Source organism: Nocardia sp. NPDC004582 (assembly GCF_053602115.1).
Genome location: NZ_JBSGCY010000061.1, coordinates 21,795 through 37,449 on the forward strand (window position 1 = coordinate 21,795; position 15,655 = coordinate 37,449).

Sequence of the window (15,655 nt, forward strand, 5' to 3'; positions counted from 1 at the left end):
AACCACCCCGGCGCTGTCAAACCATCTCCTCGATCATGGTGAGCAGGTATTCGGTCGCCCGGTCATCGCTCAGAGTGGCGGACGGTTCCAACGAAAGATCGACACTGTATTCGACATCCCGCACCTTCACGGTGACGCCGGCGTCGGCAAGCATGCTGTTCGTCAGGCGCGGGAAGTCCGAATCGACGCGATACCAACGCTCTTCGGAGACGATGAACCCAACCTTGCTGTAGTGCGCAATATCCTGGGCGCGATAGCCCGCCTCGTGCAGTTGCGCCAGCAGTCCGACCGTATCGTCGGCGAGTTCGAGCACGCGGTCGACAAGGGCCTGAAGGGTCATACCTCCGGAATCATTGTGTTCCAGCCGAACCCACACCAGACATAGCTCGCCGCCGACAGGCGGATCCAATTGGTCGAGGCCGTGGACCCGAATCCTTCGGCCTTCACTTGCGGTCGATGCCTTCACCTCCAATGCTCTGGTCGCAGTGGAGAAATCGTGTCGGAAGTAGGTCGGACCCTTCCACAGACTCTGCGAGCTGCTGTTCAGCTCGAGCATCCGACGCAGCACCAGCAGCTCACCGAACAATCCGGCCAGTTGCTCGGGCCCCAACCTGCGGCCCGCCGTCTGGAACAACGCCCGCCACGTGTCCAACGCCGTGTATAGACCTTTGATCGGATTGCTCGCAGAGCTCGATATCGCTTCCAGCACATCGATACACAACGTGGTGAACACACCATCGAATGCAGGTTGCAGGCAACCGAGATCAGCGTAGTTCTGGTACTCGTCTTCGGATTCGAGTAGCCGCGAACGCAGTTGCAGAACCGGACCGTCAATGCCTTTCCGCACTACTTGGTGAGATTTGATGGGCACCAGAAGATGCCGACAACCGGCCGAATCGATGCCCGCCGAGACCGCACCTCTGTCCGTCTCGACCGAAAGATCCGAGACCCGAAGTGCCCCTTCTTTCGTCGGGTGACCGAGCCCGAGCTGCCGCCAGTGTTCATCGAGTTCGGCGCGGCGACCGGGGTCGGTCACTGGTCCTCCGCTTCGAGGATGCTCAGGTCCTCCTCCTCCGGTTCGATACCCGATAGGTCCGCCGAGATGTACTTCGCCTCATAGGCAACGACGGTGTCACCCTGCACTGGATTGGGAAAGACGAGCCCGACACCGATAACATGTTCTTCGGCATTCAGAGCGGTACGAGTTCTCTTATTCCGGCTGGGCTCGGAAACCTTGTCGATCGCGTACAGCACGAGTAGCCCGGTATCGGGCAGCTGCTTGGCTCGCTCCGCGAAGATCTCCGCTTCCTCAGCATTCGATCTCAGACCGTCCAGATCTATGGCAGCATCGCGCGGGCTCATGAGCGTTTTGATGTAGGCGTAATCCGTGGCAGAAGTGTTGAGCCGCGACCGGACGATCGTCTTGACTACGATTCCATCGGCGAATTCAAAGTCGTCCAAGGCGGAATCAGGATCATTGCCGATAATCGCAATATTCCACCGCCTTAACGCACCCGTGTTATGGATTCTTCGCTCGATATACCTACCCATTAGATCCCCATCAACCTCCAGCGACTTCTCATGGAATTGGTAGGACCGCAAAAAATCGATTACGAGATCACTCGGGACATCCCGAAAAATAAAATCCCCAACAGCGGCACGCTTTTCAACACGAGCCCCAGCTGCCACGCTCTGCTGGACCAACGCGCGGGCAGCAGATTGATTCACTTGGAGCCAGTCTGAATTCGTATGAAAATAGCGCGTCTGAACACGTTTTCCACCGTAGCCTGCGTGTGCATTGACCGCGTCGGCCATCTTCGCAGCTGAGGTTACCTTGAGATTAGGGTGGGTTCGCAGCCGAACCGCGAAACTACGGGGCGTCTTGTCCTCGGTGAGATAGATATCGATATCGCGCCGCATCTCGACCTCGACAGTCGCCAGGTGTCGGAACCAGTCGATGAGCTCGTCGGTCATCCAGATGCGAGGCAGGTCTGCATACCCGGTGCGATATCCGAACCATCGCCCCATCTGGAGCAATGTGTCATAGACGGTCACCGCTCGGACGAAGTAGCTGACCATGAGGCCTTCGAGGGTCAGGCCGCGGGAGAGTGTGTTTCCCCCGACCGCGATGGCGACCACCGGACCGTTCTCGTAGTCGAGCCGCTCGACACTGCCCGAGTTGTCCATGATGACTCGACAATCACGAAGCACACCGCGCAGTTCCGGCAGCAGCTCGTCGAATTCGATCTTCGCCTCACCGAAGTCCGAGGCAGCAACCTTGGCCGTCTCCTCATCCCACAGCTTCCGAAGCTCGGCCAGCGTGCCCAGCTCGTCCAGCTTGCGCACTGTCGCGTCGCGGAGCCACTCGAGTGGTTCACGGAAGCTGTTGTGGACCGAAGTTCGGACGCTGGTGTGAATCAGCATGGTGGAGTGCGGGTTTCCGGTGCCGCGCACGCGCCGCGCCGCCGTACCGAGCCAGAAGTACAGGACCGCATTGCGAAGCGTGTCCGTAATGGTGGGCAGAAACCCTTCGGCTTCCGCCTTCGTCTTCGGCCGCACCAGCGGCACGTCGTCATCCGGGATGGTCCGGATCATGTCCCAGCCATCATCGACGTCTTCCGGATTCTCGCCGTCGAGCGCATAGCGCCCGAACAGGACTTCCGTGCCGTAATGGTCGGCCGGCTTGGGTAGATTGACGATGAAGTCCTGGGGATATAGGTCGTCGGCAGACGGATCGATCAGCAAATTAGCGAACGGCGAAGCCGTGTACCCCACGTACGCCGACTTCGGCAAGCTGTCCAACAGCTTCCGGATGAGCGGGTTGATCGACTTCGTCGCAACGGACGCTTGATCGGCTTCGTCGTCGATGATCAGTGCAGGGCAATCAGTCAGGTACTCCGATGCATCGCTCAGCCACCTGACGAGCTTACGCATGACCGTCGCGTTCTTCTTGACGACGCACAGGACGTGGGTGTTGTTCGCCTTGCTGAAGTAGCTAGCTGGGTTCGCCGTAGGCGTGAAATCGTGCTCCAGATCTGTGATTTGGGACCAACCGCCTGGATTGGGTTCCACCAACTGCTTGATCAGCCGCGCCTGGGTCTGGCGCCGCAGGCCGTTGTGAATGCCGGCCAGGACGATGAAGAGCTTGTACCCACGATCCGCGGCCTTCGCGGTGACTGCAGTGAAGCTCGTTGTCTTGCCGGACTGGACATATCCGACCACCAAACCTCGGGCCGAAAACTCTTTCTCACGCGGATGGTTCAGCAGGGAGACGATTCTGGTCGACGATTCGTCCAGGTTGTCGATAGCCTCGGTCGACCATCCGTCGCCGGACAGTACGGCGCGCAACGAGGGCCAGTACTTGTCCCCCGGCTGGGGTCCGGTGTACCACGTAATGCGGTTGTCGAGAAAGAGGGCACGCGGTTCCTCCATCTCGCGGATGCGAATCAGGTTGTGCTCATGCCGGTCCCGAATGCTCTGCACCGCAGCGGGTGAAGCGAGGCCCGCAAGCCGCTTGATCGCATTCTCGGGCGTGTACCGATCGAGAAGTGCCTCGAAGATCTCGTACAAGCCGTCGTCATCGGGCTCGGACACTGCGTTCCCCCTAGGTTCGGTTGCCAGGTACTCGCCACAGCGTAAGGCCGTTTACCGCTACCTCGATGAGATTGGCACTAACCGTCATACCTCGCTAGACAGGCAGTCTGTCGAGGTCCACGGGGAACAGCTCGGCCTGCCGCCCCGAATCGGCGGGTTCCTCCCGGTCCGGGAAGGCTTCGAGAGACGGTCGAAGCTGATGCAGATCGGCAAGGGCTTCGTACCACGATCCACCGACCGCACGATCAAGCGCGTCCTCGTTCGGCTTCTTGCCGAAGAGCGCCGCAGCCAGGATATGCACGCCGACACGAGGTGGAATAGCATTGCCGACCTGCTGATACTGATCGTTGCCCGACCACGGGTAATCGAGCGGGAAAGTCTGCAAGCGGCCCGCTTCCCCCGGCAATAATCGCGCGAAGTCCTCACCGTCGGCCACAATCCGATTGCGGCGAACCTTTCCAGTGACCGTCGCGGACGGCTCGTTCGATGAACGTTTGCCGCGCAGCTTCGGATCCCCGCCGGTGCCGTAGTTCGAGACCACCTCGAAAGCGCTTGGCCGCTTGGGCAATTCGAGCTTTTTCACCCAGTCGGCCCGCGGCGGTGTCAACGCCTCACCCAAGGTGGCCCATTCTCGTAGCGCGGCAACACCTTCCGTGCGCTTCAGTCGCTTGTTATAAGGGCGGTGAGTTGCCCGAGGAAAGACGGCCTCGCGACTTCGGCACGCAATCAAAATCGCCCGCCGGCGGGTCTGAGGAACCCCGAACTGCTCGGTATGAACCAGATCGACGGCAACGTCGTAACCGAGATCCTTCAGAATCGGGACATAGGCATCCCACACCGGTTTCACTGTCGGAACCTGTTCGAGAACGATTGTTTCGAACGGTCTGTCCTTCTCGAACGCCTCGATCGCCCAGAGCAGCGGCTGCAGCACCAGGCCAGTTCGCTCATCGTCGAGTTTGCCCAGGTCGTCCTCGACCGCTTCTCGTTCGCCACGGGCGATTCGGTCGACAAACCCGAGAACCTGCGTCAACGCGCGGCGTCCCGCGCCCGCGCCGGCTACCGAATACGTCTGGCATGGCGGACCCCCGGTGAGGACCTTCGCGTTCGGAAAATCGTCCAGCAGAGCACGGTTCCGAACATCCGCGTGCCGAGTACCGAGACCGGCTTGCCGCCGTGTCCGACATGCGTCTTCGTTAACTTCGATTCCGACCGCCGGAATTCCCAACCATCGGGCTGCGACATCCAAACCGCCCGGGCCCGCGAACAGGTCGATCATCTCGACCTTGGATGGATCCACGGCATCGAGGGACAGTTCGACGTCCACGGTGTCGGAGGGCATGAGATCAGATCCTAGTGGTGCAATCTCCTGGCGTTCCCACTCATCCACCCAATGACACAAGGTTTCAGCGTCGGGCCGGTGTACCGAACCGCCTCATGCACTCGACAACGAGCTCCTCCGGCGACCCTTGCCCGTCCGGAGTGAGGGCACCCCCGGCCCATAGCTCCAGCCCAACCCGTACAGCGCCGGCCGCGGCGGCGGCGGCGACCCTTATCTCGATCGAATCGGCGTGCGGTCCAGCCAGTTCCGTCAGGACGCCACACAGCTCACGCTCGGCCTCGAGGTTGATTCGGTGCCAGATCGAGCGCAACGCCTGATCATCGTTCATCGCGTGCAGCAATCCGCGAGTGATCTCCAGGTCTTCGGGGCTGTCGCCGAGGGTGAGGGAGCGGACCGCGGCGGATTCGAATTCGGCCGGGGTAGGGAGACGGTGTGGACCGGCGGCGATGTCGGCGAGCCACCGTTGCGCGCCCGCGGCCAGCATGGGCTCGACAGATTCCTCCTTGGTCCTCGCGTAGCGGTAGAAGGTGCGCAAGGCCACGCCGGATTCGGAGGCGATCTGCTCCGCCGTCACCTCGGAGGTGCCGTGTTCCGCGAACAGGCGCGCTGCGGTTCGGGCTATGTCCATGCGGGTTTCTTGTTTGCGGCGTTCGGCGAGGGTGGGGCGGAGTATGGGGTGGGCGGACATTTTCACCTCCTTTTGGGCGGGTTGGTTGAACCAATCCTAGTCGACGGGATGCCACTCTGGCATGACGTGCCACATAGGCGTAACGTGTCTTGCAGAGGCTGGAACATAGCTAAGGAGTCGCAATGGAGCGTTTTGACGGGCGTCGAGTAGTGATCACCGGGGCTGGGTCGGGGATTGGGCGGGCTACCGTGCACCGGATCCTGGCCGAGGGTGGGCAGGTCGTGGGGGCTGACGTCAATGAGGCGGGGCTCGCGGAGACCGCCAAGCAGGCGGCGGAGAACGGGAATGGGGATCGGCTCACGACCCTGACCGTGGATATCTCCGATGAGGCGTCGGTGAAGGCCGGGGTGGCCGCGGCTGTCGAGGCGCTGGGCGGCATCGACGCGCTGATCAATGCGGCGGGGATTCTGCGGTCCGCGCATACGCATGAGCAGCCGGTCGAGGATTTCAGCAAGATTATCGCCATCAACCTGACGGGCACCTTCTTGATGATCAAGGAGTCGCTGCCGCAGCTGCTGGCTTCGGACAAGGGTGTGATCGTCAACTTCACCTCTACGTCCGCGTTCTTCGCGCACCCGTACATGTCCGCGTACGCCGCGTCCAAGGGCGGGATCATGTCCATGACGCACGCGCTGGCGGCGGAATACTCCAAGCAGGGGCTGCGTGTGGTCGCTGTCGCGCCGGGGTCGATTTCGAGCGATATGACCAGCGGCCGGGGGCCGGGTCTGCCGGCGGACGCCGATCTGAGCCTGTTCATGAAGCTGGCGCCGGGTATCGGGCAGGGCTTCGCTTCGCCGGACACCGTGGCCGGTGTCGTCGCCATGCTGGCGTCGGACGACGGTGCGTTCATCACCGGCACCGAGATCCGGATCGACGGCGGCACGCACTACTGATTCACTGCCACAGTCGAATTGCGAACGGCCCCGCGGGAGTAATCCTGCGGGGCCGTTGCCGTGCAATGGGTTTCAGGGTGTCTCGGGGTGAAGGTCATACACAAGGACCATTCCGCCCTGAATTCACAGGAAAAGCGTTCCCCGCGCGGAGGTTACTCGGGCATTGTGCTGACCATGAAGCAGACATTTCTACGCCGGACGGCGGCCCGCGTGGCCGTCGCCGGTGCTATCGCTGTGATTCCGCTTGCGGCTGTGACGATTCCGGCGAGCGCCGAGGTGCCCGTCGACAGCGCACCCGCCGACGTCGCCTGGCCGCACCAGCAGAACAACCCTGGCTGGGACCGGGACCGCGGTCATGACCGCGACCGGGATCGGGACGGCTGGTGGCGCGATCGCGACGACTGGAACCGCCCCCACCGCCACGACGACGACTGCTGGTGGCGGCACCTGCTGCCGGGCAGCTTCGGCAGCTGGTAACCACGCTCGCGCGGCCCTCCTTCCCGCGCGAACGGCGAAGGCCCGCCGGGGAATTCCCCGGCGGGCCTTCGCGCATTCAGGTCAGCGCCGCCGAAATGGCGCCGGCGATCCACCGCGCGTAGCGGTCCAGCGGCCAGCCGCGGGCGAGGACCAGCAGTTCGTAGAACTCCACGGCGATGTAGGTCCACAGGACGTCACGGACTTCGTCGAGATCGAGGCCGTCGCGCAGCTGCCCGGTATCGAGTAGATGCCGCCCGAACATGGTCATGCCCGCGAGCCGCTCGTCGAGCAGTTTCTGCCAGACCTCCACCAGCGCGTCGTCGGTGTGCCGGCCGTCGCGGATGAGGATCTGCACCTGGGCGGAGCGCTGCTGGCGCAGGGCCAGGCCGTCGATGTAGAGCTCGATCTTGCGGTGCACGTCGGGTTCGGCCAGCGCGTTCTGGACCGAGGAACGCTGCGCCACCGGCACTTCCTCGTCGTCGCCCGCGATCACGAAGTCGAAGACCGCCTTGGCCAACGCCGCTTTGGTGCCGAACGCCTTGTAGATGAACTCCGCCGAGACTCCCGCCCGGCGTGCGATCGCCGTGATCGACGTCGCCCGGAAGCCCTCCCGTTCGAACAGCTCCCGCGCCGCCACCACGACCGCCCGCCGACGGGCCCGCGCCTGGTCCTGGCGTCGGGAGGCGTCGTATGACCTCTTGACTTCGTTCATCACCCGTCCGATACTTTAGATGCAGTCTAACTGTATCCATTTGGGGCAATGATGAACGCCAACTTCACGGCCGTGTCCAGCGACCCGAAATCCACTGCGATCCGCAGTATCCACACCATGGCGCGCGGTAGCCGCGCAGACTTCGACGAGGTCATCGCCGCGGACGGATTCACCCGGGAACGCCGGGCGGCGCCACCGGCGGCGAAGGGAAACGGGCCCGCGGCCTTCCACGAACTGGCGCTGTGGCTGCGAGCCGCGTTCGAGGGTTTGTCGTACGAGATCCACCACGCCGTCACCGACGGCGATCTCGTCACGGTCAACTCGACGATGCGCGGCCGCCACACCGCAGCGATCGTCTTCCACACCGAGGACGGCAAGGTCGACACCGTCTTCCCGCCCACCGGAAAGACCTTCGCGATCACCCAATCCCATTGGTTCCGAATCGAAAACGGCAAGATCGCCGAGCACTGGGCGAATCGCGACGACCTCGGAATGGCCCAGCAGCTCGGCTGGGTCCCACCGAACCCCATCTACCTGATTCGAATGGCGCGCGCGAAACGCCATGCCCGGCACCAACTACGACGAACGGCACGCCCATGACCACCCGAACCATCCACGGCGAAGCCCTGTTTCCGCTCGATCAGGAGCAGACCTGGGATCTCGTTTTCGGCAATGAGATGAAGCGCCTGGTCGAGTTGTCCGACTCGATCACCGCGGTGGAGAACTACGAGATGCGGGCCGACGGCACTCCCCGCTATGTCATGGTGACCAAGGTCGGCCCCGGCGCCATGCGCAGCACCTCCGACTACACCGTCTACGAACGTCCCCGCCGCTCGGTCAACGCGGTGCTCGACAGTCCCTTCGGCGGCCGGTACGAGATCGACTTCGAACCCGAGGGGCCGAACACCCGGGTCTCCTACCGCTGGCACATCGAACCGACCGCCACGTTCGCGAGAGTCCTGCTGCCGGTCGTCGCGCCGCTGCTGGCCCGCTCCCTGCGCGTGGACCTGGAGACGGTCGCGCGCCGCGCCACCCCGTGACGCCGGTGTGCCCGACTGAGGAGGGAGCAGCCGGACACGACGACGAAAGGGCCCGGCATCCGAATCGGATGCCGGGCCCTTTCGAGGACCTGAAACCTTAGGCGGTTTCGGTGATCGGCCGGTCGACCCAGCTCATCAGGCCGCGCAGCTTGGCGCCGGTGACCTCGATCGGGTGCTCGGCGTTGGCCTTGCGCAGACCCTCGAGCTCCTTGTTGCCGCCCTCGACGTTGGCGACCAGGCGCTTGACGAAGGTGCCGTCCTGGATGTCGGTCAGGATCGCCTTCATGCGCTCCTTGGTGCCGGCGTCGATGACGCGCGGGCCCGACAGGTAGCCACCGAACTCGGCGGTGTCGGAGACCGAGTAGTTCATGCGGGCGATGCCGCCCTCGTACATCAGGTCGACGATCAGCTTGAGCTCGTGCAGCACCTCGAAGTAGGCCATCTCCGGCGCGTAACCGGCCTCGACCATGACCTCGAAACCGGTCTTGACCAGTTCCTCGGTGCCACCGCAGAGCACGGCCTGCTCACCGAAGAGGTCGGTCTCGGTCTCTTCCTTGAAGGTGGTCTTGATGACGCCCGCGCGGGTGCCGCCGATGCCCTTGGCGTAGGACAGGGCCAGCGCCTGGCCGGTGCCGGTCGGGTCCTGGTCGATGGCGATCAGGGCCGGAACGCCCTTGCCGTCGGCGAACTGGCGACGCACCAGGTGGCCGGGGCCCTTGGGGGCGACCATGCCGACGGTGACGTTGGCCGGAGCCTTGATCAGACCGAAGTGGATGTTCAGGCCGTGGCCGAAGAACAGCGCGTCGCCGTCCTTCAGGTGCGGCTCGATGTCATTGGTGAAGATGGAGGCCTGCGCGGTGTCGGGCGCGAGCACCATGATCACGTCGGCCCACTCGGAGACCTCGGCGGGGGTGCCGACGGTCAGGCCGGCCTCTTCGGCCTTGGCGCGGGACTTCGAGCCCTCCTTGAGGCCGATGCGCACGTCGACGCCGGAGTCGCGCAGGCTCAGCGAGTGCGCGTGGCCCTGGCTGCCGTAGCCGATCACGGCGACCTTCTTGCCCTGGATGATCGACAGATCGGCATCGTCGTCGTAGAACATCTCGACTGCCACAGTGGTTCCCTTCAGATTGTTTGGTTAGTGAGAAGTATCGGGCCAGCGGTTATCGCGGGCTTTACCGGGTCGCGGTGATGGACTTGGGTCCGCGACCCACGGCGACAACGCCGGACTGCACGATCTCACGGATGCCGTACGGCTCCATCATGCGCAGCAGCGCGTCCAGCTTGGAGCGGGTGCCGGTGGCCTCGATGGTCAGCGCGTCGGGCGACACGTCGATCACCTTGGCGCGGAACAGGTTCACGGCCTCGATCACCTGGGTGCGCACACTCGCGTCGGCGCGCACCTTCACCAGGATCAGTTCACGGGCGACCGAGGAATCGGTGTCCTGCTCGACGATCTTGATGACATTGACCAGCTTGTTGAGCTGCTTGGTGACCTGCTCGAGCGGCAGGTCCTCCACCGTCACCACGATGGTCATGCGCGAGATCTCCGGGATCTCGGTGCCGCCGACCGCGAGCGACTGGATATTGAAGCCACGCCGGGAGAACAGGCTGGCCACGCGGGCCAGCACGCCCGGCTTGTCCTCCACCAGCACGGACAGGGTGTGGGTGGTGGTCATTCCTCGGTCCCCTTCTGGGAGGCGCGCTCGTGGGCGGCCAGCGAAGCCTTCTCGTGCGACATGGCCTCGTGGATGACGGCCGGCTCGGAGGCCTGCTCGTCGTCGTCGAACAGCGGGCGGATGCCGCGCGCGGCCATGATCTCGTCGTTCGACGTGCCGGCGGCGACCATCGGCCACACCTGCGCGTCCTTGCCGACGATGAAGTCGATCACCACGGGACGGTCGTTGATCGACTGCGCCTCGCGGATCGCGGCCTCCACGTCCTCTTCCTTCTCCACGCGAATACCGTGGCAGCCCAGCGCTTCCGCGAGCTTCACGAAGTCGGGGATGCGCAGGGTGTGGGTGCCCAGGTCGGTGTTGGAGTAACGCTGCTCGTAGAACAGGGTCTGCCACTGGCGGACCATGCCCAGGTTGCCGTTGTTGATCAGCGCGACCTTGATCGGCACGCCCTCCACGGCACAGGTGGCCAGCTCCTGGTTGGTCATCTGGAAGCAGCCGTCACCGTCGATGGCCCAGACCTCGGAGTCCGGCATGCCCATCTTGGCGCCCATGGCCGCGGGCACCGCGTAGCCCATGGTGCCCAGGCCACCGGAGTTCAGCCAGGTGCGCGGGTTCTCGTACTTGATGAACTGCGCGGCCCACATCTGGTGCTGGCCCACGCCGGCGCAGTAGATCGCCTCGGGACCGGCCAGCTGGCCCAGCTTCTCGATGACGAACTCCGGCGACAGCGAACCGTCCGACGGGGTCTTCCAGCCCAGCGGGTAGGCGTCGCGGACGCCGCTCAGGTAGCCCCACCATTCGGTCAGGTCCAGCAGCGGGGTCTTGCCGCCGGTGGCCGGATCGGCCTTCAGGGTCTCGATCAGCTCGGTGATGACCTCGCGGCAGTCACCCACGATCGGGACGTCGGCGTGGCGGTTCTTGCCGATCTCGGCCGGGTCGATGTCGGCGTGGATCACCTTGGCGCCCACCGCGAACGAGTCCAGCTGACCGGTGACGCGGTCGTCGAAACGCGCGCCCAGAGTGATCAGCAGGTCCGAACGCTGCAGCGCCGCAACGGCTCCCACGGTGCCGTGCATACCCGGCATACCCATGTTGAGGGTGTGGGTGTCGGGGAACGCGCCGCGCGCCATCAGGGTGGTGACCACCGGGATGCCGGTCAGCTCGGCCAGTTCCAGCAGCTCGGCCGAGGCGTCTGCCTTGATCACGCCACCGCCGACGTAGAGCACCGGAGCCTTGGACTCCATGATCATGCGGGCGGCCTCGCGGACCTGCTTGCCGTGCGGCTTGGTGACCGGACGGTAGCCGGGCAGCTTCATCTCCGGCGGCCAGGAGAACGTGGTCTGCGCCTGCAGCACGTCCTTCGGGATGTCGACCAGCACCGCGCCGGGACGGCCGGTGGAGGCGATGTGGAACGCCTCGGCGATCATCCGCGGGATGTCGATCGGGTCGGTGACCAGGAAGTTGTGCTTGGTGCACGCCATGGTGATGCCGGAGATGTCGGCTTCCTGGAAGGCGTCGGTGCCGATCAGCGAACGGCCGACCTGGCCGGTGATGGCGACCAGCGGCACCGAGTCCATCTGCGCGTCCGCGATCGGGGTGACCAGGTTGGTCGCGCCCGGACCGGACGTGGCCATGCACACACCCACCTTGCCGGTGGCCTGCGCGTAGCCGGTCGCGGCGTGACCCGCGCCCTGCTCGTGGCGGACCAGCACGTGGCGGACCTTGGTGGAATCGAAGAGCGGGTCGTAGACGGGAAGAATCGCACCGCCCGGAATACCGAATACCGTGTCGACGTCCAGTTCCTCGAGCGAACGGACGACCGACTGCGCGCCGGTGACCCGCTCGGGCGGGACCTGGCGGCGGTTCGGGGTCGCGGCCGGAGCCGCGGTCGGCTGGGCCGAAGGCGCCGGCTTACGGGCCGAGGGCCCGGGCCGTGCGGTAGGTGCGCTCACCGTCTTGGTTCCTTACTGCTTGTCGTTCCAGTCCGAGGGACTTGCCTGAACACAAAAAAGCCCCCGACAGCCATGGGCTGTTCGAGGGTGGCGCGTCGCAGCTGCGAGCTGACGTAATGGACCTACAGTCGTCGGCTCAGCGCTGGACGCGCCGGCCGATTACGAGCAACTCGATTCGATTCACGCGCTCGACGGTATGCGCGCGCTGGTCGATCAGTCAAACAGCTGACCTATGGGGTCTCATTATGTGAGACAGTGCGGTTGTTCGGGTCCGTTCACCATGATGCGAGGATGTGGGTGTGTCCTCACAGCATCAGTCCGTGCCACCTGCTCGATCGTCCCACACGCCCGGCGCCGAATCGGACGCGGGTCGCGTGATCCGCATCCCCCGGCTCGCTCACCTCGGGGTGTTCATCCTGCTGTTCTCCGTGGCCTTCCCGTTCTTCGGGGCGCCCAAGGTGCTGTGGATCCTGTTCGCGATCCCGGCCGCGCTGGTGGTGTGGATCGAGCGGACCCGGACCACCGTCTCGGACAATGGCATCGACACCCGCACCCTGTTCGGCTCCCGGCACATCGATTGGGCCGACGTGCGCGGGCTGGTCATCCCCAAACGCGGATACCTGCGGCTGCACCTGGCCGACGACACCGATGTGACCTTGCCCGCGGTCGGCTACCACCGGCTCGCCGACCTGGTCGACGCCTCCGGCGGACGCATCCCGGACCCGTTCGCCCAGGAGCCGGAAGCAGCCGACGAATCAGACGAATCTCACACCGAGGCGGCCGACACCGAGGGCGAATCCGGCAAGGCGTAGGCGTTTCCGGGGTGCAGAGTTTCCACCGGCGGTAATCGGGGTCATAGGCCGGGAGTAACGTTGATGCCCGCCGGAGGAACGTCGCGAGACCCGAAATCTCGTGTCGCGAGCCACCGGCCAGTCGCTCAACAGCCCCCTGCGACACGAACCGAGGACCAATGCCACCGCTTCGCTCACGCACCACCACCGTCGGACGCAATGCCGCGGGCGCTCGCTCGCTCTGGCGCGCGACCGGCCTCACCGACTCCGACTTCGGGAAGCCGATCGTCGCCATCGCGAACTCCTACACCCAGTTCGTACCCGGCCACGTGCACCTGAAGGACGTCGGCGAGATCGTGGCCGAGGCGGTGCGGGCGGCCGGTGGCGTCCCGCGCGAGTTCCACACCATCGCCGTCGACGACGGCATCGCCATGGGTCACGGCGGCATGCTGTACTCGCTGCCCTCGCGCGAGATCATCGCCGACTCGGTGGAGTACATGGCCAACGCCCACACCGCCGACGCGCTGGTGTGCATCTCCAACTGCGACAAGATCACCCCCGGCATGCTGAACGCCGCCATGCGGCTCAACATCCCGGCGGTGTTCGTCTCCGGCGGCCCGATGGAGGCCGGCAAGGCCGTCGTCGTCAACGGCGTCGCGCAGGCCCCGACCGACCTGATCACCGCCATCTCCGCCAGCGCCTCGCAGGCCGTCGATGACGCCGGACTCGGCGAGGTCGAGCGCAGCGCCTGCCCGACCTGCGGTTCCTGCTCGGGCATGTTCACCGCCAACTCGATGAACTGCCTCACCGAGGCGCTGGGCCTGGCGCTGCCGGGCAACGGCTCCACCCTGGCCACCCACGAGGCCCGCCGCGCCCTGTTCCAGAAGGCCGGCCAGGTCATCGTGGACATCGCCACCCGCTGGTACCGCGACGACGACGCCTCGGTGCTGCCGCGGAATGTGGCCAACGCCAAGGCTTTCCGCAACGCCATGGCCCTGGACGTGGCCATGGGCGGTTCCACCAACACCGTGCTGCACACCCTGGCCGCCGCGCAGGAGGGTGAGATCGAGTTCGATCTGCAGACCATCGACGAGATCTCGCGTCGCGTGCCCTGTCTGTCGAAGGTGTCGCCGAACTCCGACTACCACATGGAGGACGTGCACCGGGCGGGTGGCATCCCGGCCATCCTCGGCGAGCTGCGCCGCGGCGGGCTGCTGGAGACCGACGTGACCACCGTGCACACCGCCTCCTTCGACGAGTGGCTCGACACCTGGGACATCCGCTCCGGCAAGGCTTCCGAGGAAGCGCTCGAGCTGTTCCACGCCGCGCCCGGCGGGGTCCGCACCACCGAGCCGTTCTCCACCGCCAACCGCTGGTCCTCGCTGGACACCGATGCCGAGGGCGGCTGCATCCGCGACGTCCCGCACGCCTACACCGTCGAGGGCGGCCTGTGCGTGCTGCGCGGCAATATCGCTCCCGACGGCGCGATCCTCAAGACCGCCGGTATCGACGAGGACCTGTTCACCTTCGAGGGCCCGGCCGTGGTGGTCGAATCCCAGGAGGAGGCGGTCTCCAAGATCCTGGGCAAGGAGATCCAGCCCGGCGACGTGGTCGTAGTCCGCTACGAGGGTCCCTCCGGCGGCCCGGGCATGCAGGAGATGCTGCACCCCACCTCCTTCCTGAAGGGTGTCGGCCTGGGCAAGGTCTGCGCGCTCATCACCGACGGCCGCTTCTCCGGCGGCACCTCGGGCCTGTCCATCGGCCACATCTCCCCGGAGGCGGCCAGCGGCGGGTCCATCGGCCTCATCGAGAACGGTGACCGCATCCGCATCGACGTGCACACCCGCGCGCTCGAATTGCTGGTCCCCGAAACGGTTCTCGCCGAGCGCCGCGTGAAGATGGAAGCCTCCGAACGGCCGTGGCAGCCGGTGAACCGGGAGCGCCCGGTCACCACCGCGCTGCGCGCGTACGCCGCGCTCGCCACTTCCGCCGACAAGGGTGCCGTCCGGCGCGTGCCGTAATCGAGAAAGCAAGGGAATGACAATCGAATACATCGGCCAAGCCGAGACCGAATTCGTCGGCAAGGCCGAATCCATGCTGGCCGACTACACGGCGATGCTGCATCGCTCCGACGCCCGCAACGCCGAGGCGCGTGAGCTGCTCGCCGACGCCGAGGCCCTGGCGGCCGAGGTGCGCGACCTCGACAATGCCGAGTTCATGGCCACTCCCGAGGAGCAGGTTCGGATCGGGGCGCACCGGACGCTGCTGCAGCAGGAGATCGACGCGAAGTCGAGCCGGGTGCTCCAGCTCCACCAGGAGACCTACCAGGAATGGCAGGACTGGACCGCACGCCAGTGAAGGTGCGGGCGCGCCCCCATACTCACTGACCAGGTCCGGGGGGGGGGGCCCCCCCCCCCCGCCCCCAAACGGGCCGGGGCGGCCTGCATCCCGCCGTGGGGTCCCACCCGGCCCCGAACCACCATATAACCCCCC

Annotated in this window: 15 protein-coding genes; 7 read left to right on the top strand and 8 right to left on the bottom strand. The window is 65.2% G+C overall.

The window, feature by feature from the left end; translation table 11 throughout:
- Nucleotides 1–16: 16 nt before the first annotated feature.
- From ACWELJ_RS18470 to ACWELJ_RS18485, 4 genes are all read right to left on the bottom strand, one after another.
- Complete coding sequence (locus tag ACWELJ_RS18470; RefSeq protein ID WP_452367352.1) at nt 17–1,036, bottom strand: PD-(D/E)XK motif protein; 1,020 nt, start codon at nt 1,034–1,036, stop codon at nt 17–19.
- A complete protein-coding gene (locus ACWELJ_RS18475) occupies nt 1,033–3,594 on the bottom strand; it encodes a Z1 domain-containing protein (RefSeq protein ID WP_452367353.1) in 2,562 nt (853 codons plus the stop codon). Before ACWELJ_RS18475 ends, ACWELJ_RS18470 begins: the two co-directional genes overlap by 4 nt.
- Nucleotides 3,595–3,688: 94 nt before the next feature.
- Nucleotides 3,689–4,933, bottom strand: coding sequence for a DNA cytosine methyltransferase (locus ACWELJ_RS18480; RefSeq protein ID WP_452367354.1), 1,245 nt, complete (start codon nt 4,931–4,933; stop codon nt 3,689–3,691).
- 64 nt (nt 4,934–4,997) lie between these two features.
- On the bottom strand, nt 4,998–5,621 hold the full coding sequence (locus ACWELJ_RS18485; protein WP_452367355.1) for a TetR/AcrR family transcriptional regulator: 624 nt from the start codon (nt 5,619–5,621) through the stop codon (nt 4,998–5,000).
- Nucleotides 5,622–5,743: 122 nt separating this feature from the next.
- Here ACWELJ_RS18485 and ACWELJ_RS18490 point away from each other — a divergent pair, with 122 nt between their 5' ends.
- Together ACWELJ_RS18490 and ACWELJ_RS18495 are read left to right on the top strand one after the other, a co-directional pair.
- A complete protein-coding gene (locus tag ACWELJ_RS18490; protein ID WP_452367356.1) occupies nt 5,744–6,514 on the top strand; it encodes an SDR family NAD(P)-dependent oxidoreductase in 771 nt (256 codons plus the stop codon).
- Between the two features lie 252 nt (nt 6,515–6,766).
- Nucleotides 6,767–6,991, top strand: coding sequence for a hypothetical protein (locus ACWELJ_RS18495; protein WP_452367357.1), 225 nt, complete (start codon nt 6,767–6,769; stop codon nt 6,989–6,991).
- 76 nt (nt 6,992–7,067) lie between these two features.
- On the opposite strand, the gene ACWELJ_RS18500 is transcribed toward ACWELJ_RS18495, so the two are convergent.
- Nucleotides 7,068–7,703 carry a TetR/AcrR family transcriptional regulator gene (locus ACWELJ_RS18500; RefSeq protein WP_452367358.1) on the bottom strand — a complete coding sequence of 212 codons (636 nt, stop codon included), beginning with the start codon at nt 7,701–7,703 and terminating at the stop codon, nt 7,068–7,070.
- A gap of 48 nt (nt 7,704–7,751) precedes the next feature.
- Between ACWELJ_RS18500 and ACWELJ_RS18505 the strand changes: the two genes are divergently transcribed.
- Together ACWELJ_RS18505 and ACWELJ_RS18510 are read left to right on the top strand one after the other, a co-directional pair.
- On the top strand, nt 7,752–8,303 hold the full coding sequence (locus ACWELJ_RS18505; protein WP_452367359.1) for an ester cyclase: 552 nt from the start codon (nt 7,752–7,754) through the stop codon (nt 8,301–8,303).
- Complete coding sequence (locus ACWELJ_RS18510) at nt 8,300–8,743, top strand: SRPBCC family protein (RefSeq protein ID WP_452367360.1); 444 nt, start codon at nt 8,300–8,302, stop codon at nt 8,741–8,743. Before ACWELJ_RS18505 ends, ACWELJ_RS18510 begins: the two co-directional genes overlap by 4 nt.
- A gap of 97 nt (nt 8,744–8,840) precedes the next feature.
- Here the strand turns inward: ACWELJ_RS18510 and ilvC are convergent, their stop codons facing one another.
- From ilvC to ACWELJ_RS18525, 3 genes are all read right to left on the bottom strand, one after another.
- Nucleotides 8,841–9,842 (bottom strand): ketol-acid reductoisomerase, encoded by a 1,002-nt coding sequence (ilvC, locus tag ACWELJ_RS18515; RefSeq protein WP_452367365.1) that lies wholly within the window; start codon nt 9,840–9,842, stop codon nt 8,841–8,843.
- 73 nt (nt 9,843–9,915) lie between these two features.
- The gene (ilvN, locus tag ACWELJ_RS18520; RefSeq protein ID WP_040860049.1) at nt 9,916–10,419 is read right to left on the bottom strand and encodes an acetolactate synthase small subunit; all 504 of its coding nucleotides are present in this window, start codon (nt 10,417–10,419) and stop codon (nt 9,916–9,918) included.
- Nucleotides 10,416–12,371: an acetolactate synthase large subunit gene (locus ACWELJ_RS18525; RefSeq protein WP_452367361.1), complete on the bottom strand. Its 1,956-nt coding sequence runs from the start codon at nt 12,369–12,371 to the stop codon at nt 10,416–10,418. Before ACWELJ_RS18525 ends, ilvN begins: the two co-directional genes overlap by 4 nt.
- A 320-nt stretch (nt 12,372–12,691) precedes the next feature.
- Here ACWELJ_RS18525 and ACWELJ_RS18530 point away from each other — a divergent pair, with 320 nt between their 5' ends.
- From ACWELJ_RS18530 to ACWELJ_RS18540, 3 genes are all read left to right on the top strand, one after another.
- Entirely contained in the window at nt 12,692–13,183 is a 492-nt protein-coding gene (locus ACWELJ_RS18530) for a PH domain-containing protein (protein WP_452367362.1), read from the top strand.
- 158 nt (nt 13,184–13,341) lie between these two features.
- Nucleotides 13,342–15,183: a dihydroxy-acid dehydratase gene (gene ilvD, locus ACWELJ_RS18535; protein ID WP_452367363.1), complete on the top strand. Its 1,842-nt coding sequence runs from the start codon at nt 13,342–13,344 to the stop codon at nt 15,181–15,183.
- A gap of 16 nt (nt 15,184–15,199) precedes the next feature.
- Nucleotides 15,200–15,520, top strand: a complete 321-nt coding sequence (locus ACWELJ_RS18540) for a hypothetical protein (RefSeq protein WP_452367364.1) — start codon at nt 15,200–15,202, stop codon at nt 15,518–15,520.
- Nucleotides 15,521–15,655 lie beyond the last annotated feature (135 nt).